This window comes from Streptomyces sp. NPDC096136 (assembly GCF_044763325.1).
Lineage (GTDB): Bacteria > Actinomycetota > Actinomycetes > Streptomycetales > Streptomycetaceae > Streptomyces.
The window spans coordinates 92,483-112,116 of sequence record NZ_JBIWFZ010000022.1; the positions used below are offsets into that span (position 1 = coordinate 92,483).

Annotated in this window: 23 protein-coding genes and 1 pseudogene; 6 read left to right on the forward strand and 18 right to left on the reverse strand. The window is 70.4% G+C overall.

The features are described from left to right. The first annotated feature begins 27 nt into the window (after positions 1–27). A complete protein-coding gene (locus ACIRBY_RS32225) occupies positions 28–1,683 on the forward strand; it encodes an amidohydrolase (RefSeq protein ID WP_403907364.1) in 1,656 nt (551 codons plus the stop codon). A 386-nt stretch (positions 1,684–2,069) separates the two neighbouring features. On the opposite strand, the gene ACIRBY_RS32230 is transcribed toward ACIRBY_RS32225, so the two are convergent. Continuing rightward, entirely contained in the window at positions 2,070–2,387 is a 318-nt protein-coding gene (locus ACIRBY_RS32230) for a hypothetical protein (protein ID WP_403907366.1), read from the reverse strand. On the opposite strand from ACIRBY_RS32230, the pseudogene ACIRBY_RS32235 reads away from it, so the two are divergent. Next, a pseudogene (locus ACIRBY_RS32235) lies at positions 2,312–2,749 on the forward strand (MFS transporter); the annotation flags it as partial. The gene ACIRBY_RS32230 and the pseudogene ACIRBY_RS32235 overlap by 76 nt on opposite strands. A gap of 391 nt (positions 2,750–3,140) precedes the next feature. Here ACIRBY_RS32235 and ACIRBY_RS32240 read toward each other — a convergent pair. The 14 genes from ACIRBY_RS32240 to ACIRBY_RS32305 form a co-directional block, all read right to left on the reverse strand. After that, complete coding sequence (locus ACIRBY_RS32240; RefSeq protein WP_403907368.1) at positions 3,141–3,761, reverse strand: hypothetical protein; 621 nt, start codon at positions 3,759–3,761, stop codon at positions 3,141–3,143. Then, entirely contained in the window at positions 3,758–5,356 is a 1,599-nt protein-coding gene (locus ACIRBY_RS32245; protein ID WP_403907370.1) for a glycosyltransferase family 4 protein, read from the reverse strand. The genes ACIRBY_RS32240 and ACIRBY_RS32245 overlap by 4 nt, the downstream gene beginning before the upstream one ends. A gap of 20 nt (positions 5,357–5,376) precedes the next feature. Further along, on the reverse strand, positions 5,377–6,522 hold the full coding sequence (locus ACIRBY_RS32250; RefSeq protein ID WP_403907372.1) for a hypothetical protein: 1,146 nt from the start codon (positions 6,520–6,522) through the stop codon (positions 5,377–5,379). A gap of 54 nt (positions 6,523–6,576) precedes the next feature. Continuing rightward, positions 6,577–7,500: a UTP--glucose-1-phosphate uridylyltransferase gene (locus tag ACIRBY_RS32255; protein ID WP_403907374.1), complete on the reverse strand. Its 924-nt coding sequence runs from the start codon at positions 7,498–7,500 to the stop codon at positions 6,577–6,579. A 114-nt stretch (positions 7,501–7,614) separates the two neighbouring features. Continuing rightward, positions 7,615–8,526, reverse strand: coding sequence for a class I SAM-dependent methyltransferase (locus ACIRBY_RS32260; protein WP_403907376.1), 912 nt, complete (start codon positions 8,524–8,526; stop codon positions 7,615–7,617). Between the two features lie 25 nt (positions 8,527–8,551). Then, positions 8,552–9,019: a hypothetical protein gene (locus ACIRBY_RS32265; protein WP_403907378.1), complete on the reverse strand. Its 468-nt coding sequence runs from the start codon at positions 9,017–9,019 to the stop codon at positions 8,552–8,554. Then, on the reverse strand, positions 9,019–9,549 hold the full coding sequence (locus tag ACIRBY_RS32270; protein ID WP_403907380.1) for a dCTP deaminase domain-containing protein: 531 nt from the start codon (positions 9,547–9,549) through the stop codon (positions 9,019–9,021). Before ACIRBY_RS32270 ends, ACIRBY_RS32265 begins: the two co-directional genes overlap by 1 nt. Before the next feature lie 11 nt (positions 9,550–9,560). After that, on the reverse strand, positions 9,561–10,097 hold the full coding sequence (locus ACIRBY_RS32275; RefSeq protein ID WP_403907382.1) for a dCTP deaminase domain-containing protein: 537 nt from the start codon (positions 10,095–10,097) through the stop codon (positions 9,561–9,563). Beyond that, entirely contained in the window at positions 10,094–10,651 is a 558-nt protein-coding gene (locus ACIRBY_RS32280; protein ID WP_403907384.1) for a hypothetical protein, read from the reverse strand. The genes ACIRBY_RS32275 and ACIRBY_RS32280 overlap by 4 nt, the downstream gene beginning before the upstream one ends. 189 nt (positions 10,652–10,840) lie before the next feature. Then, positions 10,841–11,380: a hypothetical protein gene (locus tag ACIRBY_RS32285; protein ID WP_403907386.1), complete on the reverse strand. Its 540-nt coding sequence runs from the start codon at positions 11,378–11,380 to the stop codon at positions 10,841–10,843. A 596-nt stretch (positions 11,381–11,976) separates the two neighbouring features. Continuing rightward, the gene (locus ACIRBY_RS32290) at positions 11,977–12,246 is read right to left on the reverse strand and encodes a hypothetical protein (protein WP_403907388.1); all 270 of its coding nucleotides are present in this window, start codon (positions 12,244–12,246) and stop codon (positions 11,977–11,979) included. Between the two features lie 103 nt (positions 12,247–12,349). Continuing rightward, the gene (locus ACIRBY_RS32295) at positions 12,350–12,658 is read right to left on the reverse strand and encodes a hypothetical protein (protein WP_403907390.1); all 309 of its coding nucleotides are present in this window, start codon (positions 12,656–12,658) and stop codon (positions 12,350–12,352) included. After that, positions 12,655–12,846, reverse strand: a complete 192-nt coding sequence (locus tag ACIRBY_RS32300; RefSeq protein WP_403907392.1) for a hypothetical protein — start codon at positions 12,844–12,846, stop codon at positions 12,655–12,657. Before ACIRBY_RS32300 ends, ACIRBY_RS32295 begins: the two co-directional genes overlap by 4 nt. 68 nt (positions 12,847–12,914) lie before the next feature. Further along, positions 12,915–13,298: a hypothetical protein gene (locus ACIRBY_RS32305; RefSeq protein ID WP_403907394.1), complete on the reverse strand. Its 384-nt coding sequence runs from the start codon at positions 13,296–13,298 to the stop codon at positions 12,915–12,917. Between the two features lie 495 nt (positions 13,299–13,793). Here ACIRBY_RS32305 and ACIRBY_RS32310 point away from each other — a divergent pair, with 495 nt between their 5' ends. Both ACIRBY_RS32310 and ACIRBY_RS32315 read left to right on the forward strand, forming a co-directional pair. Beyond that, positions 13,794–14,663, forward strand: a complete 870-nt coding sequence (locus ACIRBY_RS32310) for a helix-turn-helix domain-containing protein (protein ID WP_403907396.1) — start codon at positions 13,794–13,796, stop codon at positions 14,661–14,663. 5 nt (positions 14,664–14,668) lie between these two features. Beyond that, complete coding sequence (locus ACIRBY_RS32315; protein ID WP_403907398.1) at positions 14,669–14,875, forward strand: DUF397 domain-containing protein; 207 nt, start codon at positions 14,669–14,671, stop codon at positions 14,873–14,875. Positions 14,876–14,987: 112 nt separating this feature from the next. Here the strand turns inward: ACIRBY_RS32315 and ACIRBY_RS32320 are convergent, their stop codons facing one another. Together ACIRBY_RS32320 and ACIRBY_RS32325 are read right to left on the reverse strand one after the other, a co-directional pair. Beyond that, on the reverse strand, positions 14,988–16,109 hold the full coding sequence (locus tag ACIRBY_RS32320) for a methyltransferase domain-containing protein (protein ID WP_403907400.1): 1,122 nt from the start codon (positions 16,107–16,109) through the stop codon (positions 14,988–14,990). Positions 16,110–16,116: 7 nt separating this feature from the next. After that, positions 16,117–16,275 carry a hypothetical protein gene (locus ACIRBY_RS32325; protein WP_344151539.1) on the reverse strand — a complete coding sequence of 53 codons (159 nt, stop codon included), beginning with the start codon at positions 16,273–16,275 and terminating at the stop codon, positions 16,117–16,119. Positions 16,276–16,502: 227 nt separating this feature from the next. Here ACIRBY_RS32325 and ACIRBY_RS32330 point away from each other — a divergent pair, with 227 nt between their 5' ends. Next, positions 16,503–17,795 (forward strand): helix-turn-helix domain-containing protein, encoded by a 1,293-nt coding sequence (locus tag ACIRBY_RS32330; protein WP_403907402.1) that lies wholly within the window; start codon positions 16,503–16,505, stop codon positions 17,793–17,795. Positions 17,796–18,175: 380 nt separating this feature from the next. On the opposite strand, the gene ACIRBY_RS32335 is transcribed toward ACIRBY_RS32330, so the two are convergent. Beyond that, positions 18,176–18,496, reverse strand: coding sequence for a helix-turn-helix transcriptional regulator (locus ACIRBY_RS32335; protein ID WP_344151533.1), 321 nt, complete (start codon positions 18,494–18,496; stop codon positions 18,176–18,178). Positions 18,497–18,615: 119 nt separating this feature from the next. Here ACIRBY_RS32335 and ACIRBY_RS32340 point away from each other — a divergent pair, with 119 nt between their 5' ends. Beyond that, positions 18,616–19,551: a hypothetical protein gene (locus tag ACIRBY_RS32340; protein WP_403907405.1), complete on the forward strand. Its 936-nt coding sequence runs from the start codon at positions 18,616–18,618 to the stop codon at positions 19,549–19,551. Positions 19,552–19,634 lie beyond the last annotated feature (83 nt).

Below are 19,634 nucleotides of genomic sequence, written 5' to 3' on the forward strand. Positions count from 1 at the left end.
GTACGACCACGCACCCTGGAGCACCTCATGACCCGTCCCCTCCCCGCCGACCTGCTGCTGACCGGGGCCCGGATCCACACCGTGGATCCGGACCTGCCCGAGGCCGAGGCCCTCGCCGTCCGCGACGGGGTGATCGTCTGGGTCGGCCCCGACGCCGGGGCCGCCGCCTGGGCCGGGCCGGACACCGAGCGGATCGACGCGGGCGGCCGGCTGGTCCTGCCCGGGTTCGTCGACGCCCACAACCACGTCCGGCTCGGCTCCGACGCGGACTGCGTCCAGCTCGCCGGGGTGCGCACCCTGGAGGGCATCCGGGAGCGGATCCGGGCCTGGCGCACCGAGCACCCCGACGCCGGGTGGATCGAGGCCGAGGCCTTCGACTACTCCGCGATCCCGGGCGGACGGATGCCCACCGCTGCCGACCTGGACCCGGTCACCGGCGACGTCCCGGCGATCGTGCTCTCGTACGACGTCCACACGGCCTGGCTGAACACCGCCGCCCTCCACCGGCTGGGCATCTCCCGGGACCGTACGGACCTGCCCTTCGGCACGGCCGCCGTGGACCCGGTGACCGGCGAACCGACAGGCTTCGTCAAGGACTTCGCCGTCAAGGGCCTGTCCCGCGACGGCCACCGGGCGCTGCGCGAGCTCGGCGTGCCGTGGGCCTCGCCCGACCGGCAGTACGGACGCCTCGCCCGGAGCCTCGACGACGCCATCCGCTTCGGCATCACCACCGTCGTCGAACCGCAGAACTCCCTCGACGACCTCGAACTGTACGAACGGGCCCGCGCCGAGGGGCGGCTGCGCTCACGGATCGTCGCCGCGCTGTTCCACCCGCGCGGTACCGGCGACGCCGACCTGGACGCCTTCGCCGAAGCCGCCCGGCGGTTCGCCGGGGACCGGCTGCGGGTGGGCCCGCTCAAGCTGTACATCGACGACGTGGTGGAACCCCGTACGGCCGCGCTGCTGGAACCGTACGCGGGCTGCGGCCACCACCGGGGCGAGACCTTCTACCCGGCCGAGGAGTTCGCGGAGCTGCTGGCGAAGCTGGACGCGCGCGGCTTCCAGTGCTTCGTCCACGCCACCGGCGACCGGGGCATCCGCACCGTCCTGGACGCCGTCGAACACGCCCGGACCGTCAACGGCCCGCGCGACGCCCGCCACCAGGTGGTGCACGTGGAGTGCCTGGACCCCGAGGACGTGCCGCGTTTCGCCGAGCTGGGCGTGGTCGCCTGTATGCAGCCGCGGCACTGCGCGCCCGAGATCGCGGGCCCGGGCCAGGACTGGGCCGAGAACGTGGGGGAGGAGCGCTGGCACAAGGCCTGGCCGATGCGGAGCCTGCACGAGGCCGGGGCGGTGCTGGCCTTCTCCAGCGACTGGAACGTCGCCGAGATGGATCCCATGATCGGCATCTACACGGCGGTCACCCGCCGCCCGCTCTCCGGTGGCGGCCCCGCGTGGCAGCCGACGGAGACGGTGGACGTGGAGACGGCGGTGTACGGCTACACGATGGGCTCCGCCCGCGCCAACTTCCTGGAAGCGGAGCGCGGTTCCCTCACCGTCGGCAAGGCGGCGGATTTCGTGGTGCTGTCCCGGGACATCCTGCGCGTCCCGGCGGACCGCATCCCGGGCACGGTGGCCGAAACGGTGGTGGTGGCGGGCGAGATCGTCCACCGGGCGGGTTGACGTTCCCGTCGCCGTGCGGCCAGGACGGCGTCCTGGCCGCCGGGGCCGGTGGGCGGCCGGGAGCGGGCTGGTCCGTGGGCTGACGCGGGCCCGGGGCGGTATGCGCGGACACCTCGACGCGGGCCGACCCGGCGACCGCGGCTGACGTGCCGGTGCCGCCGTGGGCGGCGGCCAGGGCATCGACGTTGCCCGCGGCACGGCTGACGCCGTCGTCGTCCGCAGGGGCCGGGCCCGGCGCCACGATGTCCGCCGCGGTCATCGAGGCGGCCGGCGAGCTGATGCCCGCCCGGCGTCTTCATGGGGCGGCGGGCTGGAACCGCCCGCCGGACGACCGCATGCCCGCACACGGGGCGGCGGGCCGGGAGGGCGGGTGGGGGTGCGGCAGGTCAGCGTACGACCTTGATGCCGAAGTGGTTGCCGAACTGCGGGCCGAGGCCGAATCCGATGGCGGAGCGCATGTGGGCGCACATTTCCATGTCGCGGGCGCAGACCAGGGGGCCGAGGTCGAGGATGCCGGTCCAGCCGTAGGACTTCAGCAGGTCGGTGTCCTGCTGCTTGGCATCGGCGTGGTCGCCGGCGACGAACAGGGTGTGGTTGCCGCAGCCGACGGACTGCGGGTTGACGGTGCGGAGCTGCGGCCAGCGCCTCGCTGCTCGCCATCGCCGGTTGGCTACCCCGCGCCGGCCTGATGCTGGCCGGGACACTGCTTGTGGGCTGTGCGGGCGCAGCAGCCATCGCACTGGTACCCACACTCTGGCTCGCTGCGGTACTCGCCGCGGTCATCGGGCTGAACGCGGGTGTCTTCGGCAGTCTGGACAACGCCCTCATACAGACCGCGGCGGACCCGGCCTATCTCGGCCGGGTCACCTCCGTCGTCATGCTCACCATGGTCGGTCTCGCGCCCCTCAGCTATCCGCTGGTCGGCGCTGCCATCGGAGTCTGGGGATCTGCTCCGGTGTTCGTCGGCTGCGGCATCTTCGCCAGCCTGGGCGTCGTCATCGCCCTGGCATCCGGCACGGTGCGGCACGCCGAACTCCCCCGGCAGCAGCCAGACGTGACCGCCTGAACAGCCCACCGCATCGCGCCTCCCAGCTTCCAACAGGGGCTGGGCGGCGCCGCCCATGATGGCGATCACTCGCCGTCGACGGCATCCGGATCACGCAGTGGCCGCAAGCCGCCAGGCAGCTCGGGAAGCTGGAACGAGTAGCGGCCGAACATCTCCTTATCTGGACACCTTCCGCCGCGCAGCTCCAGCACACCCTGGCCATCGCCCGGAGGAAGTCGGAGCGGCCATTTACCTCAGCCGCTACGCCGACGGCGACGGCCAGATCACGCAGATGTCCGCCGACGCCGCCATCCCACCGGTCAACGAGTGGCGACCGCCCCAACGGACGTGCCGCCTGGTGGTGCTGCATCGGCCTGCGCGGACGTGATGCGGTTGACCGATGCAGCAAGAGTCAGGCGATGGCGCCGATCCTCAGCCCCAGCTTGTGGAGCTGGGTGATGAAGTCGGCGGAGCCGGTGAAGTGGTGGGCGTGGAGTCCGGTGGTGGAGGCGGCGTGGACGAAGGTGGGCTCGTCGTCGAAGTAGGCCAGGTGCCGGCTGGGGATGCGCATGAGTTCGGCGGCGGTGAGGAAGGCGTGGGGGGAGGGTTTGTCGACGCCGAGGCTGGCGGAGGAGAAGACGTGGTCGAAGGTGATGTTGTGGTGTTCGAGGTCGGTGGGGAGGGCGTCGGTGCAGTTGGACAGGACGCCGACGGGCATGTGGCGGCGGATCTGGTTGAGGAGTTCGACCATGGTGTCGTCGCGTTCGCCGCGGTCGGCGCGCCAGGGGCCGAGGCTCTGGGATACGGCGGGGCCGAAGGTGTCGGCGAGGCGGTCGGCGACGTTGTCGGCCCATTCCTGGTCGGTGAGGAGGCCGACGCGGGCGGCGCGGTAGGTGGGGTGGTTGTAGGCGTAGTGGTGGATGGTGCCGGGGGGCAGACCGGCGAGGCGTTCGCTCTGTCGGGCGCCGGTGTTGTGCCAGTGACGGAAGAGGCCGTTCATGTCGACGAGCAGGCCTTCGATACGGGCGGTCACGAGAGGCTCCTTGCTGAAGAAGGCCTGGACTGCTGCGTCCGGGCTGCGGTGGTGTAGAGGTTGAGGTAGTGGTCGGTGGTGCGGGCCCAGCTGTAGGTGTTCTCGACGTGCGTGCGGGCGTTGGTGGCGCGTCGGCTGAGTTCCTGGCGGTCGCTGAGCGCGGTGGTGAGGGTGTGGGCGAGGTCGTCGGGGTTGTCGGGGGCGACGAGCCATCCGGTGGCGTGGGGGCCGGTGCCGGTGATGGTGCGGGCGGGGCCGCCGGTCGCGGTGGCGATGGGCGGGGTGGCGCAGGCCATGGCTTCGAGGTAGACCATGCCGAAGGGTTCGTTGACGGCCGGGGCGACCATGAGGTCGGCGGTGTTGAGGCCGGTGGGGAGTTCGTCGTGGCCGCGCCAGCCGAGGAAGTAGACGTCGTCGCTGATGCCGAGGTCGGTCGCGATGTCGGCGGGGTGGCGGCCTTCGTACTCGCCGGGGTAGCCGCCCCACATCAGCAGGGCGGGGGCGGGGTCCAGGCGGGTGCGGGCGGCGGCGAAGGCCTTCAGTAGGACCGGGACGCGCTTGAAGTCCAAGAACCGGCCGACCCACAGGAGCAGCGGGCGCAGGGTGCCGTTCGGGGTGGTCAGGCGTGCGAGGTCGCTGTCGGTGTAGCGGATGCTGCCGGGGTCTTGGCCCGGTGCCCAGCCGCGGGGGTCCTCGGTCAGCCAGTGGCTTAGGTTTTGCAGGCGTTGGTGGTGGTTGAGGGCGCGGGGGCGGAAGGCGTGGGTGTCGACGCCGTTGGGGACGACGGGCGGCGGGGTGTGCAGGTGCAGGACGGCGGCGGCAAGGCTCTGATCCTGCTCAGAGACCGTGATGAGCTGGCCCGCGTGGTCGGCGGCCTGGCGCAGTCGGCGGATCCAGTGGGCGCTGTGGACCCACTTCTCCCAGGCGGTGCCGGTCAGGAGGAGGGTGTCGGGTTCGCTGAGGCCGGCGGTCTTGGCGATGCGGGCGGCTTCGCCGTGGCGGTGGGGGTTGGCGCTGTGCAGGAGGTGGGCCAGGTCCGTGAGGGAGGTCTGGGCGCGCCGGGCGAGGCGGGCCCGCTCCAACATGGCGGCCAGGAGCTTGAGCTCGGTGCCGTGGAGGGTGGTGAGACGGGGGACGCCTCGGTAGGCGGTGTGGGCGCTGGTCTGGAGGTGGCTGAGGTGGTGCAGGTGCAGGACGGTGGGGTGGGGGCTGCGGTGGGTGGTGAGGTGGCGCCTCCATGCGCGGGTGAGGTGGTCGGCGTCGGCGGGCGGGACAGCGCTGTAGAGGGGGTCGGGGCAGTGGCCGCGGTCCTCGTAGGAGGGGTGGAACGGCCAGGGGGTGGCCTGGGGGTTGTCGCCGCGTTCGAAGGCGGTGCGGGCGTCGTTGTGGTCGTAGGGGTGGAGGTCGAGGCCCTGGTAGAAGGTGGGGGCGTGGGAGGGTTCGCCGGGGGCGCCGAGGGATCCGGCGTGCAGGCGGGTGGCGTGGCCGCGGGAGTTGAGTTCGCGCAGGTGGTAGCGGACGACCTGGGCGCTGCCCCCGCGGGGCCAGAACTGGATGGCCGTATCCACGGTCATCGGGGCGTCGTTGCTCGGCATGGGTGCTCCCGTCAGGGTGGTCAGGGGCGGGGGTCGATGATTAGCGGCCGGGCACCGGCCGTACGGCCAGCCCAGTACCTCTCCTGGGGGTCCTGCGGGGCTCGGACGGTGAGGGCGAGGACCTGGGCGAGGTTGTGCCGGTCGCGCAGCGGGACCGGCCGGCCGAGGTGGAGGGTGCGGGAACCCGCGTGGAGCGTGAACGGCAGCCCGGGCAGCCCGATCTTCGCGAGGTGCTGTTCGACCTCGGTGTTCTTGACCGGTTCCCGGTAGGGCACGGAGTGCAGGCAGCGATCGCGCTGGCCGGCCGGGCAGCGGTTCGAGACCAGGCAGGTGGGCGTGTTCCACACCCCGGCCCGGTCGCCGCGCCCGAGGACGTAGGCGAGGGCGCAGCTGTTGGTCTGGAAGAAGGGGTGGCCGGCGTAGCGGTCGGGGAGGGCGTGGAGCCAGTCCCAGGTGGGGCGGGGCCAAACGGAGTCGGCGGTGCGCGGGTCGAGGTTCGGGTCGGCGAGGGCCGGCCACAGGGCGGTGATCTGGTCCAGGGCGGTGGGTTTGACCTTGGTGCCGACGGCGACGGTGCAGGTGGCGTAGCGGGTGGCGAGGTCCATCACGTGCTCGATGGCCTCGGGGGTGCTGTTCTGGGGGAGGGCGGGCCGCCAGTAGTGGATGACGGGGATGTCGGCGGCGTGCAGGCGGGGGAAGTTGGCGCGGAGCGCGGTGTGGTCGATGCCGCGTTCGATGTCGGGGCCGAGGCCGGAGTAGGAGAGGTAGACCAGGATCGCCAGGCCGGCGGCGCGGTTGCGGGCGATGCACTCCACGACGTCGTCGGGGATGGCGCACTTGGTGATGATGCAGACCGGGTTGCGGACGGTGGAGGCGCCCAGCAGGTCCAGGAGCGCGGTCAGGTGGGCGCGGGTGACCGGGGTGGCCAGGGCGTCGGTGCAGGTGTAGAGGGCCAGGACCAGCGCGGGGTGGTAGTAGCGGTGGGCCAGGAGCTGGGTGACGGTCTCCTCGGGGGTGGCGAGCACCGTCGGTTTGACGGCCGTGAGGCCGAGGTCTTCCAGGTAGCAGTAGCGGCACCGTTTGGGGCAGCCCTGGACGGGGTTGACGGCCAGCCAGGTGTCGTGCTGTTCGATGACCGGTTCGTAGACGGGTGGGGTGGGTGGCATGGGTGCTCCCTTGGGGCCGCTCGCGGTGGGCGGCGGCCCGAAGGGAGCGGCGGATCAGGTGGTGCTGGTGGTGGTGTGGGTGTCGCCGGATTCGAGGGCGAGCTTGCGCAGGATGGGCCCGTACTCGGGGTGGGCCAGCGCGGTGGCCATCTGCGCGACGAGGTAGTCGGCGGGGTTGCCGGTGTCGTACCAGCGGCCGGAGATGACCTGTCCGTAGACGGCCCGGGTGGAGGCGTAGGCGTTGATGGCGTCGGTCAGGTAGATCTCGCCCTGGCGGTGCTCGTACCAGCGGCGGGTCTGCTCGCGGAGTTCGTCGATGATCGCGGGGGTGATGACGTAGCCGCCGATCGCCGCGTAGGTGGAGGGGGCGTCGGCTGGCTTGGGCTTCTCCACCAGGCCGGTGATGCGCAGCAGGCCTTCGCCGAGGTCTTCCTTGACGACGGGGACGCCGTAGCGCTGGGACTCGGCCGGCGCCATCGGCATCAGGGCGAGGACGGGGCAGTTGGTGGTCTCGTAGGCGTGGATGAGCTGCTGGGCGCGGGGGACGTCGGCGACGAACACGTCGTCGGGCCAGAGCACGAGGACGGGTTCGTCGCCGAAGGCGCGGGCGGCGTTCAGGACGGGGGTGCCGTTGCCGTAGGGGCCGTGCTGGTCGAGGTAGGTGATGTGGCCCTGGCGGGCGAGTTCGCCGACTTCTTCCACCGCGTCCGCGTACTCCTTCTTGCCGTCCGCGCGGAGCTGCTCGACGAGGGCCGGGTTGGGGCGGAAGTGGTCCTGGATGAGGGACTTTCCGCCGGAGACGACGATGGTGATGTCGGTGATGCCGGAGGCGACGAGCTCGCGGACGGTGTGCTCGATGACCGGCCGGTCACCGACCGGGAGCATCTCCTTGGGGGTGGCCTTGGTCAGCGGCAGGAGGCGGGAGCCGAGTCCGGCGGCAGGGATCACGGCCCTGCGGATCGTCGGGTTCGCGGGCATCAGGAGCTCTTTCCGTCGGGAGACCCGTGCCGCACCGGCCGGCGGGGCACCCCCCGACGCTACCAACGCCCCTCGCGCCCCATCGGCCGCCGACCGGGCGGCACACCGGTGTGGTCAGGAGCAGAGGAAGGAGCCGGTGTACTTCGTCACCGCGAAGTAGCCGTTCTCCTTGATCGCCTGGGTGACCTGTGCGGCGACACGCTCGCGCAACTCCGCGAAGAACGCCTCGTCGAGGCGGGCGTCGGGCTCGGAGGAGGCGCAGCAGTGGTTGTGGCCGACCTGGTAGAAGCGCAGGAAGGGGGCGGGGTCGGTGAAGCGGAGCTGGTCCTGCCACGTGACCCTTTTCACGGTCTCGAAGTGGCCGGCGAGCTGGTCGGCACCGTTGTCGAGGGACAGTCGTCCCTTGGGGGTGGCCTTGAAGAGGTAGTCGGGGGCGTTCATCGCCTTCAGGGCGGTGAAGTGGACCTGGTACATCTCCAGCATGCTGTCGGGGCGGTCCGTGGTGAGCTGGAAGATGCCCCCGGGGCGCATGACGCGGCGGACCTCGGTGAAGCAGCGGTCGAGGTCCGGGACGTAGTGGATCATGTAGTTGGCCATGACCCGGTCGAAGGAGTCCTCGTCGAGCATCGACAGGTCATCGGCGCTGCCCTCGATCCACGTGCACGCGGTGGCGGTGCCGTGCATCCGGGCCCGGGCCGCCTCCAGGACGGCCGGCGCCACGTCGAGGCCGGTGATCGTCCCCTCGGCGAGGTGGGGGCGCAGGTGCTCCAAGACGAAGGCGTTGCCGCACCCGAGGTCCAGGAGGTCCTCCGTCCCGGTCAGGGCCAGGTTGTCGATCATGTGGCCGACCATGGACGTCGGGTTGGTGCGGAAGCGGTTGTGGACGTCCTGCTTGACGTCCAGCATCCGCGTGTCGTTGAAGAACCGGTCGCGGGCGGTTGCGGTGGAGAACTCGAAGTGCCGCTCGGGGATGACCTCCTTCGCGAGGGCGTCGAGGGCGGGGGTGCGGAAGTTCGTGCGGCTCATGGCGGGTCTCCTCATGCTCGATGGTTCAGGAGTGGGTGGGCGGTGCGGGCCATTTGGTGCCCACGTACTTGTGGGGCAGCAGGTCGTGCAGCGGGGTCAGCTCGGGCATAGGGGCGGGCAGGACGACGCGGATGTGTGGGGCGTGGTCCAGGAGGAGCTCGCGGCACAGACCACACGGCGGGACGATGCGGGCGAGCTGCGGTTCGGCGGGCTTGGGGTAGCGGACGGCGGCCACCGCGAGCAGGCCGGCGCTGGTCACCAGCCGGGCCGCGGACAGCGCCCCGGCCTCCGCGCAGACCGCCGCCCGTCCGACCATGGCGTCCACGTGCAGACCGAGGTGCACCCGCCCGTCGGCGTCCACGACCGCGGCCGCGATCTGGTGGCGGGCCAGCACGTATCGGTCCCGGATCACCTCGAACGCGGCCGACACCAAGTCCTGGGCGACGAGGTCGGTGCAGCCGGCGGCCGGGTTCGGGACCTCCTCGACCCTCATCACGCTGCCGCCGCGGGCGCGTCGTGGTGGATTTTGGAGGGCTGCGGGCCGCGGCTGCCCTGGTACTTGCCGTCGTAGAGGACGACGTCGCCCTGGACCCGGACGAACGCCACCTGCCCGAGCCGGTCGCCCGCGTGCACCCTCAGAGGTTCCACCGTGTGGAACTGGAAGGTGGTCTGGCCGATCGAGCCGATGTCGATCAGCTCGGCCGTGCAGTGCGAGAACAGGCCGAGGCGGGCCGCGCCCGACCGGCTGCTGATCCTCGGCACGTAGAAGTTACTGCCGATGACCTCGACGCTGGCACCGAGGTAGACGCGGTGCGGCTCCAGCACGAACCCGCCCTCGGGAATCTCGACCTCGACGAAGGGGTTCTCGGCGCGGGTGTCGAGCACCTCGCCGGTGTAGTAGACCAGGGTCGGGCCCAGTGTCAGGTCGTAGCTGTTCGGCTGCACCTGCGCGGGGCTGAACGGCTCCAGGATCAGGCGGCCGCGTTCTCGCTCGGCGGCAATGTCCGGTCCGGTCAGGATCACGGAAGGTCTCCTCAGGTGTGGGCGAGGGCGGCCGGGGCCAGCAGCCCGGGCGGCGGGACGGTGGCCTCGTCGATCCGCCCGAATCGGCCGGTGTAGGGCAGGCGGCCGCTGGTGGCCGTCCAGAAGCTGACCTGGCCGATGACCATGCCCGCGTACACGCGCAGCGGCTGGACGGCCTTGAGCTCCAGCGTCCAGCGGTGGCAGGCACCGAGCTGGCCCAGGTCGGCGCTGTACTGGACGAACAGACCCAGCCGGCCGACGGAGGAGCGGCCGATCAGCGAGACCACGAAGTCGCGGCCCCCGATCTTCTCCACCGTGGTCCCCAGGTACACCCGGCCCGGCCACAGCACGATCCCCTCCTCGGGGATCTCGACCTCGTCCAGTTCGAGGTGCCCGTGGGTGTCGGCCGTCCCCGCACGGTGGGTGCGCAGCACGGGCCCGAGGCGGTAGTTGTAGGAGACGGGGTTGACCTGGGCGGGGGTGAACGGCTCGATGGTCAGGGCCCCCAGGTCGCACTGGCGCTGGATCTCCGGTCCGGTCAGGATCACGCGATCAGCTCCTCGGCCAGCCGCGCGAGACGCTCGCGGTAGGCGGTGAGGGTCCCGGCGTTGTCGATCCTGCGCCACGGCTCCACCGTCAGCGGCGCCTCGGTGGGGTGGTTCTCGTCCCCGGCGGCCAGGTCACCGCGCGCCTGCCGGCGGGCCCCGCGCAGGGCGGCCGGCGCGCTGATCTCGACGAGCCGGAACCCGAGGTTGATCACGGTCTCCGCGTCCGGGGCGCGCAGGTCGTCGCACAAGAGCACGGCATGCGAGTTCTCCTTCTCGGCCTGACGCACCCGGAAGACGAACGGCCCGGTCAGCGCCGCCGGGTTGATGCGCCGCATCTCCGTGCCGAGCATGTTCAGGAGCCGGCCGTCCTGCTGGCCCTCGTCGGCCAGCGGCCGATCCGCCAACGCGTAGATGACTCGCTGCGCCTGGTAGAGGGGCTCCGCCAGTCTGAAGCGGGCGACCTTGATTCCCTCGGAGGCGAGGTCTTCGGTGAGTACTCGGGCCGCGGTGCTCTTCCCGGCACCGGGCAGCCCGTATAGGGCGATCTTGTGCATGGCACCTTTTCCGTTGCTTGGCTGATACGAGAGCGATCACGCCAGGGCCTCCTCCACGTGGGGGGAGACAGATCGGCAGGTTGGTGGTGCGTGTGGTGGCCGCCCCCAGGAGACGGGTTGGAGCGAGGGCGCAGGGCGCAGGCATCCGACGGACGGAAGGCTGTGGTCCCGTCTGCGTCGCTGGCCGGGTTAGACCGGCCGGCTCCGCCCCGCCCCACGCACCCGCCGCCGGAACCGGCCCACGAGGGGCGGCTTGGGCGCACCCGAGCGGCGGGCGGTCCGGCTGCGGAAGTCGAGAGCGGGCAGGATGCGCGGGTGCCGAAGTGCCTGAAGGATCTCCGGGGTGAACTCCGGGTCGTCCCAGGCCCCGACGCTCAGCACCGCGTCGCGGTTGGACAGGAGTGGAACCAGCTGGACGGCGTCGCGGTGCTTCAGAACGGCCGCCCATCCCACCAGCATGCGTACGGCCCAGTCGCTGTTCGGCGACTCCATCCGGGATGCGGCCGCGGCCAGCCGGAACACCGCACCGGGGTGCTCATCTCGCGTGGCCTCGGCCAGCCAGCGGGCCGCACCCTCGACTTCGTTCCGGCGCAGCGCCTTGGAGCCAAGGCGGTAGAGCGAGTTCGCCCTCCGCTGGGTTTCAGTCACCGGCCCGGCCAACCAGCCGTCCGGCCGGTCCCAGACACCCTCGCGCACGTCCAGTCGGGCGAGCAGGTCCTTCAACGTCATCGGCTTATGGTGTGACAACACCGCCTCCTGATCTGTCGCAACGGGCGCGGGCTCGCTCAGTGCCCGGTCGGTCTGGCGCTGGCCAGCGAGGTCAAAGCCCTTGCATGTGGCGGGCCGGCCGCCCGGTCGCTGCATCCGCGCAGTCGCGTGGCTCCGCGTCGCACGGCCGGGCAGCCGTCCTCGGAGACCGCAAGGAGCATCTGCGGTCCGGGGGTGACCGTGCCCGCCGTCTCCCCAGGAGTGACCGGACCTGGAGACGGACGTGCACGGAAGGCCCTCCCCCTGGCGGGCGCCACCGACGGAACGGGGAGGATGCCGGAACCCCTGTGGATCACCGACGATCCACAGGAAGGTTGAGCCTGCCCTCTCGGCTGGTCCGTACCCGCACGGCCAGAAGACAGGAGCTTGAAGACGACCGCAGACCCGCCCGCGGGGATCGGACTCCCGTACGGCACAGGGCAGGCCCGCGGTTCCGGCCGCCCCACCGAGGAGTGGAGAGCGGCCGAAACCGGCAGCTGCCACGTGGGGGGATGCGGCTGCTGCCGGATTCGGAACCGTCCCGAGACCAGCCCCTGTGCAGCCCCGGGACGGGGTCGCTACAGGCCGCAGCCCGACAGGAGTACAACCGTGCGCGGGCCGACCGGCCACGTCTCCATGTCAGCCCAGTCCTTGCCCGAGGCCTCGATCTGCTCCTCGGACATCACCGGGTAGTGGGGGCGCGTACGCTCGACGGCCTCCCGAACAGCCGTCAGCACGTGGATTCGGAACGCCCACACCGACGGCCTGTGCAGATCCAGGCCGATCACGGGAGGCGGGTCGAACCCCTCCGGCCGTCTCGCCATCGGCACCCGCTTGGGCAGGCTCACCGGCTGGCCGCCACCCAGATCAGCGGCGGCAGCACCACGGCGATCCCGACCACCACCATCAGCAGCTGGAACGCCCACTGCCTCCACCCCCACCGACGTCGCCTCACCAGACACCCCCGTCAGACGACTCGTCGTCGTCCTCGTGCGGCGCCTTCGCCTTGTCGCGTTCCCTCAAGGCCCTGTCGAGCTGGCTGTACAGCAGCTCCACCCGGCCGGGCGTGATCCGCAGCACCGTCCGTGCCTTCGTGGCGTCCCGGTAGACGACATCGACCGGGAGCAGCAGCAGGTCGTTCTTCTTGTCCCACATGGGGTCCCGGTCGATCGGCGTGGCGAACGCGACCGCCGGCACACCGAACGGCGGCGCCGCCAGGTCGACGACCTCCTCCTCAACCGCTTCGCTCTCAACGCTCACCTTGACTCCTCTGCCCGCTCCAGCAGGCCCAGGTCCATGGCCGTCGGCCGGAACATGTTCAGCGCCTGGTGCGACGGCGGCTGCGGCTCCTCGATCAGCGCCGCGCCCAGCTCCCGCACCGGCAGCGGCCGCGCCTGCCGGCTCTTCAGCGGCGTCGGCGGCCGCCGGTCCGCGTACCCCTCGAACATGAGCTGTCCTCCATCGATGAGTTTCTGACTGCCATCAGTGACCGCCCTGCCCCCGACCTGACCGACGCTCACGCGCCCGTCTCCGGAGCGGCCAGCGCCACGAACCAGCGACGGGAGGTCGCCGACCGCAGCACCTCCTCGTACTCCTCCAGGTCCGGGCTGACGTGCTCGTACGAGGGGCAGAGGATCCCGTCCGCGTATCCGTGCTGGACGTGCTCCAGCACGTTCATGAACCCTCCGCGCCGGCCCGGGATCGTCGGCCCCGTCGCGTCGGTGAACTCGGCCCCGGCCTGCATGCCCCGCACCCGGGCCACCGCCCGCAGCTGGTCGAAAACCGGGCCGGGGTCAGGGGCGGAGGCCTTCGTGCACACGTACAGCGCGACCCGGGGTGTTCTTCCGTTACGACGTGCCGCAGCCATCGCCTCCGTCAGCATGTGCTGCCGCAGGTACACCAGCCGACGGAACGGATCAACCTCGATACCCCTCCCTTCACCCCCCTGGTAGCCGGTCTGCCACACGACGTGTGCCAAAGGGCGCACAGGCCAGTCGATGTGCGGTGCGGTCAGGGCCATGACGGCACACTCCTCAGCAGGACAGCAGCAGGAAGGTTGGGTCCGGGCCCGTCAGAGCGCGCCCGGACCCGGCCCCCGTGGGGGTGCCATCAGAGCGATTCGTCGTCCTCTGGTGGCACAACTACCTTCCTCCCAAGCCGAGTCGGATCGCAATCCAAATCCGGATCTGATTGCGTGTCGAGCCGGGATTGGTATATGCAAGGAGACGAACCGACAGCAACTTGACGCGAACCGAGGGGCCTTCGAGGCAAACCGGGGGCGATCGGACGTGAACCGGGGGCGTTTCGGCGTGAACCGGTGGAGTCCTGACGCGAACCGGGGGTATCCACGAGGCAACCCGGCGCGAGGGACAGGTCTACCGAAAGGGGTGTCTGGATGGCGGCGAACGTGGGTTCCACGTTCCTTCGGATCGTGCTGGGCGCGGAGCTCCTCCGGCTACGCGATGCGACCGGTATGACAGGTGACGCAGCAGCGAAACTGGCCGGCTGCTCCGGAACGACCATCAGCAGCGTCGAACAGGGAAAAACCGGGTTCCGCCGCATAGAGCACCTTGCCAAACTCCTAGCGGCGTACGGTGTCGACGAAGACGGCCAGACGATGCTCATGGACATGCACCGGCAGTCCAAGGGAGATGACTGGTGGACCACAGACATCAGCACGATGCCGTCGGGCATGAACCTCTTCCTTGCCATGGAGTCTGGAGCGAAGACGGTGGACGCCTGGGTTCCAGGTGTCGTTAACGGCCTGCTCCAGACCAGGGAGTACGCACACGCCCTGATCAGCAAGGCGAAGGCCGCCAACGACACGACCGACTCCTTCGTCGAAAGCGCTGTCGAAATCCGCATGACCCGACAAAAACGGATCACAGAGCAAGGGATGAAACTGAACTGCGTGATGGATGAGGCGGCCCTGGCCAACATGGTCGGCAGCAGCAAGATCCTTCACGCCCAGTACGACTACATCATCGAAATGATGACCAACCACGCGAACGTGACCGTGCAGATCATCCCTAAGTCCGCCAACACATACCGGGCAACCGGCGGCGACTTCTTCATTCTCGGGTTCGACCCCAAGGAGCTCCCCAAGCCGAGTGTGGCGTCCGGGACGGTGGACGGGGAAACGAGGGTCACGTCCAAGGAACGAAAAGCGAATCAGTTCGCGCGCCGGTTCGAAGAACTCGTCCGAGGCGCACTACCAGCCCATGAAACCCCGAAGTTTCTCCAACGACTGAAGAAAGAGGTCTGATCAACATGAGCACCACCAACGGCCGCGCACACGGCGAGTGGTTCAAGTCGTCGTACAGCGGCAACCCGAACGGCGAGTGTGTCGAGGCGTGCCCGCAGCCCGACGCGATCCACATCCGCGACTCGAAGCAGCTGCACGAGCTCGACTGCCCGGTTCTGTCGTTCTCACAGGCCGCCTGGTCCACGTTCACCGCGCACACCAGCGGTCGCTAGTCTCCGGGCGTGCCCTCCCCGCAGGTATCGGGGAGGGCACACCATCCGACCAGCGTGCCTCAAGGGACTGACAGTGGACAGCCGCCGTTCGTAGGCACCGACACACGGTGCCTCACAGCCTGTACGGCCCGGACTCCGCAGTACCAGACCAGACGTACTGCGTGCCTGATGTGACGGTCATCCTGAAGTCGAACAAGGACGGGGAACCGTGCGCGCCCCAGTGTTGAAGACCGGCTTCCACCTCCGTCAGGAGGTGCCGCCGGCCACCTTCGTGGGCCACAGTGGTGCCCGACGCATCGGTGACCGCGGTGGCCCAGGAGCTGATGCCGTCGTGGAGCCGCACGGTGAGCCCCCGCTCGCCGTGCTCGGTGGTGATCCGGATGTCCGGGTGGGACACACGCAGGGCGAAGAGGGCGTCGGGCCCGGTGAGCGGTTCCAGGTCGGTGTCGGCCTTGGCCTCGCGCTCGAGTTCCCCATCGCCTTCGATCTGGCCGAAGTCGCTGCCCTGGTCGGTGCCGCGGCTGGGCATGAACGTCCCCAGGCCGTGGACCCAGCCGGTCGCCGACTTGCCGTCGTCGGCGACGGTGAGGGCGATGGTGCCCAGACGTCCCCAGGGGAAGACGATGATGCCGCCGGGTCTGGTCTGTTCGATCCACGTCCAAGGGACGATGTCGACGGCGTAGGTGGCGATGAGCCGGTCGTACGGAGTGCCGGCGGGCCAGCCCGCCTGTCCGTCGCCGGTGTGCACGTCCACGTCCAGACCGGCCGCGGTCAGACGCCGCTCGGCGGCCGTCGCGAGGCCGGGGTCGACCTCGACGCTGGTGACCTGTCCGGCACCGGCCCGAGCGGCGAGCAGGCCGGCGTTCCAGCCCGCCCCGGTGCCGACCTCCAGGACCCGGTGGCCGGGCTGGAGCTCCAGCGAGTCGAGCATGTCGGCGACGACGGACACGCACGACAGACTTGAGCTGGGCAGGCCGTCGAGGATCTGCGTGATCGCCGAGTCGTTCGGGCCGGCGTAGACGAGGTCGGCCCAGGTGTCAGGCTCGCGGCCGAGGTCGACGGGCACGTACGCGTCCCGGCCGTTCCAGGTCCACAGCCGGTCGGGGGCGTAGTGGTGTCGGGGGACGGTGTCCAGGATGGCGCGGCGGACCCACTCGGAGTCCGCCGGCCATCCCTTCGCGTCCATGGCCTGCGCCAGCGCTCGGCGGCGCTCCTCAAGACGCACGAGGGTCATCGGTGGGTCAGCCCCTGCGCTTGCCGGTGGGAGGCGGCGGGGAGTCGACCTTGCCGTCGCTGTTCCCGGGCGGCGGGGTGCCGCCGCTCAGCGGCGGGTTCGGCCGGGCGTGGCTCCCGCCGCCTCCGTCCCCGCTTCCGCCGTTCCCGCCCTTGTCCTTGCTCATGGTGTGCTCCCCTCACGTAGGTGATGGTGCCTCTACAGGGTGCCTGCGGCGGCAGTTCGTCGCCGCAGCTGCTTGTGACCACCACACCACATACCGTGCCGAGCAGGGGGTGCGAGGTACCGATCGCGCACGCGGTTTGCGGATCCTGCACACGCACTGCGCACGGGCGGTCACTCCCTCTAAGGTGGGGTCGGCAGACCCGTGGTCCGACCGACGAAGGGCGCGCCATGAGCACCGATCCGCTCTGGAACAGCCGCCGTGTCCTCGCCCTGGTGGAGAACCAGGACCCTGGCGGGCTCGTGCGGATCGGCCGCGAGTCCCTCAAGCTGCGCCAAGGTGACCTCGGAACCCGGCTGCGCTGCTCGGCCTCCACCGTCTCCCGCCTCGAAGCCGGCCGCCACAACGACCTCCGCCTCCTGCGCCGCGCCGCCGAAGAAGTCGGAGTTCCCGGTGACCTGCTCGCCTCCTCCTTAGGGTTAAGGCTCCGCCCGCGCCCTACAGTTGAGCGTGATCCGTTGCCTGCCCAGGAGGACCCGATGCGCCGCCGTACCGTCCTCGCAGCCGTCGGCCTCGCCGCGCCCGTGAGCCTTCTGGGCGGCCTGGAGACAGCTCTCGCCAGCCCGCCCGACCCGACAGGCTCCTCCCGGCCGCTGGACGCCCGCCTCGCGGACGCGCGCAACCTGTTCGACACGGGCCGCCACACGAAGCTGCTGGAGGCACTGCCGGGCCTGCTCGGCGACGCCCACGAAGCCGCCGCCGGCCGCCAGGACCTCAACTACGCCCGTCTCTCCTGCGCCTACACCCTCGCCGCAACCCTGCTCAACAAGCTCGGCGCCTACGGAACCTCCCGGATCACCGCGGACCGGGCCTCCTCCTACGCCGAGGTCTCCGGATCCCCGCTCGCCGCCGCGGCCGCCGCCCGCGAACTCGCCGCAGTCCTACGCCACCAAGGCCAGGAGGCAGCAGCCCAGCGCCACATCGAGGCCGCCGCCTCCCGCGTGGAGGCCACGGGCCTGACGGCCGACGCACAGGCCGCCGCGTACGCCCAAATGCTGTGCACCACCGCATACACCGCCGCCATCGCCGGGAACCGCGACCAGGCCCTGACGATGATCCGCGAAGCCTCGCGCGCCACCCGCAACCTGCCCCATCAGGCCCCGACGGGCCGTCTGTTTCCCATCACCCCGGCCTCGGTGGACCTCTACGCCGTCGGCGTGCACTGGGCCCTCGGCGACGCCGGCACCGCCCTCGAAGCCGGCCGCAACCTCCGAGCCGAACAGTTCACCACTGCCGAGCGGAAGGGCCGGATGCACACCGACCTCGCGCGGGCATGGTGGCAATGGGGCAAGCCCGAGGAAACCGCCGCGCAGCTCCTGGCCGCGGCCCGCGTGTCGGCCGCAGAGGTACGCGACCGACCCCCGATCCGGCAGATCGTCACCGAGCTCGGCGCCCGCCACGCTCGGGTTGCCGGCGTGCGTGAGCTGGTTGCGATCGAGGGCGGAGGCTTCCGACCGGCCTGACGGGGTGGCTCGCTGGCTTGCGACGGCCAAGGAGCAGTGCGCGGACGGCGGCACCGCCGTCCGCCGCAAAAGCCTGGAGACACTGCCTGCCTACGGCTGCACGCGCGGCAAAAGGCCTGCCTGAACCGGTCGTGACTTCTGAGCGCAGGAAGTCATTGTCAGGTAACGGTACGGGCCCGCACGGCCAGGAGCTGGCGCGCGTGGCCGTGTGTCCGTCTCGGGCGGCTTTTGCGACAAGGGCCCCACATCCTCGCAAGGCGCGACGCAGCCAGTTTCGGATCAGCTCCAGGTTCCCGGTCCGCGACGCCGCCGAGGCGAGGCGGTAGCAGGAGCTGAGGGGCCGGGGTTGTAAGGCGTGCGCGAAGTTCGCTCGCGTGTGTTCAGGGGGTGGTGTCTGGGTTGGTGTTGAGGCGGCGCTGGACTTCGGTGGGGTTGATGTCGTTGAGCCAGGTGCCGAGTCCGGCTGTCATGACGAGGGGGTCGATGCCGAGGAGCTGGCTGATGTGGTGCATGTCGCGGAGGGTGTAGGTGATCTGCCCGTCCTGGCGTTTGCTGATCTGGCTTTTGGACATGCCGAGGTAGCGGCCGAGCTGCTCGTAGGTGAGTTCCGCGCGCAGCCGTCCGTGTTCTACGGCCTCGATGAATCTGAGTTCGAGGTCGGTGACGGATTCCCGGGCCTGCTGCTTCGCGGTCTTCTCCATGTGGCCATCCTATCGATCCCGGCTTCGACGTCGGAGACCAAGTCCACCTCACTGGAATCAGTGTATCCCAAAGGCTTTCTAGGTTGCTGTCAGGGAAACCATGTTGCTAGTTTGGGAGCATGACTGACGGACCGAATGACGTCATGCCTGCGGGGACCCGGCCTGGCTGGGCGCCTGCCCACGCCTGGCGCTGGTTCTTGCTCCGCTCCGCCAAGCATGTTCCGAAGGCGACCAGGGACCAGCCCGAATGGAAGAGCCTCGGCGCGTCCTTCTTCGCGATCTTGCAGGCGGTCGGCCAGGCGGCGAACGAGGACGGTACGAACGCCTTCCTCGGCACCGACACACTCATGGCGATCGGCCGGTGCAGCAAGGAAACCGTGCAGAAGGTGCTCGTCGCCGCGGAGGCTGTCTGCCTGATTCGCAAGACAGCCAATGCCCGGGGAGGACGACACCCCAAACCCGCCACCTACGCGTGCACACTCCCGCTCGGCGCCGACACCGAGACAGGCCACGGCATCGCCTGGGGAGAGGCGGCGGCTGTGCTGTCCAGTTCAGAGCACGACCGAAGGCTCCGGCACAAGCGGGCCAAGGGTCCGGAGCGTCACGTGATGCCGCCTGACCGGAGTCCCGTGCAAGAGCTGGCGGCGTCATGTGACGGTCCCGTACCCGCCGGAGCAGAGATTGAAGTGGCGTCACATGACGCGGCCAGAGAGCGTCACGTGACGGGTCAGAAGGCGTCACCTGACGCCCCTACCAGGTTTCACCCAGCCTTTCACCAGGAGATGGATGAGGCGGTGGATCAGCCTCAGGTGGATGGGGCCTTGCCGTCGGCTATCGGGCGTGGCAGGCCTCTCGACACAGCTGCTGTGCCAGCCGGGGGGCATGAGGGCGGACGCGCTTCCGCAGTGGCGGAATCCAACTACACGAGGCACGTTGCCTCCTGCGACCGGTGCCCCCGCGAGATGTGGTGCCCGCAAGGCTCACGGCTGCGCAAATACCTCGTCGCCGAGCAGAACCACAAACGGGCCCGGTACCTGGGCGGTCCGCCAGGATGAGACCGGGTGACTCGGTGCCCTGCCCGTGGCGCCGCCACCGAGCGGTGATGGTGCCAGGGTGCAAGATCAGGACTGAGAGTGAC

Excerpts from the sequence above, each read along its gene's own strand:
- ACIRBY_RS32335 (WP_344151533.1), bottom strand. The coding sequence starts at position 18,496 with ATGGAGAAGACCGCGAAGCAGCAGGCCCGGGAATCCGTCACCGACCTC.
- ACIRBY_RS32285 (WP_403907386.1), bottom strand. The coding sequence starts at position 11,380 with ATGACGTTGAAGGACCTGCTCGCCCGACTGGACGTGCGCGAGGGTGTC.
- ACIRBY_RS32310 (WP_403907396.1), top strand. The coding sequence starts at position 13,794 with ATGGCGGCGAACGTGGGTTCCACGTTCCTTCGGATCGTGCTGGGCGCG.
- ACIRBY_RS32340 (WP_403907405.1), top strand. The coding sequence starts at position 18,616 with ATGACTGACGGACCGAATGACGTCATGCCTGCGGGGACCCGGCCTGGC.
- ACIRBY_RS32245 (WP_403907370.1), bottom strand. The coding sequence starts at position 5,356 with ATGCCGAGCAACGACGCCCCGATGACCGTGGATACGGCCATCCAGTTC.
- ACIRBY_RS32315 (WP_403907398.1), top strand. The coding sequence starts at position 14,669 with ATGAGCACCACCAACGGCCGCGCACACGGCGAGTGGTTCAAGTCGTCG.
- ACIRBY_RS32330 (WP_403907402.1), top strand. The coding sequence starts at position 16,503 with ATGAGCACCGATCCGCTCTGGAACAGCCGCCGTGTCCTCGCCCTGGTG.
- ACIRBY_RS32260 (WP_403907376.1), bottom strand. The coding sequence starts at position 8,526 with ATGAGCCGCACGAACTTCCGCACCCCCGCCCTCGACGCCCTCGCGAAG.
- ACIRBY_RS32265 (WP_403907378.1), bottom strand. The coding sequence starts at position 9,019 with ATGAGGGTCGAGGAGGTCCCGAACCCGGCCGCCGGCTGCACCGACCTC.
- ACIRBY_RS32280 (WP_403907384.1), bottom strand. The coding sequence starts at position 10,651 with ATGCACAAGATCGCCCTATACGGGCTGCCCGGTGCCGGGAAGAGCACC.
- ACIRBY_RS32300 (WP_403907392.1), bottom strand. The coding sequence starts at position 12,846 with ATGTTCGAGGGGTACGCGGACCGGCGGCCGCCGACGCCGCTGAAGAGC.
- ACIRBY_RS32225 (WP_403907364.1), top strand. The coding sequence starts at position 28 with ATGACCCGTCCCCTCCCCGCCGACCTGCTGCTGACCGGGGCCCGGATC.
- ACIRBY_RS32250 (WP_403907372.1), bottom strand. The coding sequence starts at position 6,522 with ATGCCACCCACCCCACCCGTCTACGAACCGGTCATCGAACAGCACGAC.
- ACIRBY_RS32320 (WP_403907400.1), bottom strand. The coding sequence starts at position 16,109 with ATGACCCTCGTGCGTCTTGAGGAGCGCCGCCGAGCGCTGGCGCAGGCC.
- ACIRBY_RS32255 (WP_403907374.1), bottom strand. The coding sequence starts at position 7,500 with ATGCCCGCGAACCCGACGATCCGCAGGGCCGTGATCCCTGCCGCCGGA.
- ACIRBY_RS32325 (WP_344151539.1), bottom strand. The coding sequence starts at position 16,275 with ATGAGCAAGGACAAGGGCGGGAACGGCGGAAGCGGGGACGGAGGCGGC.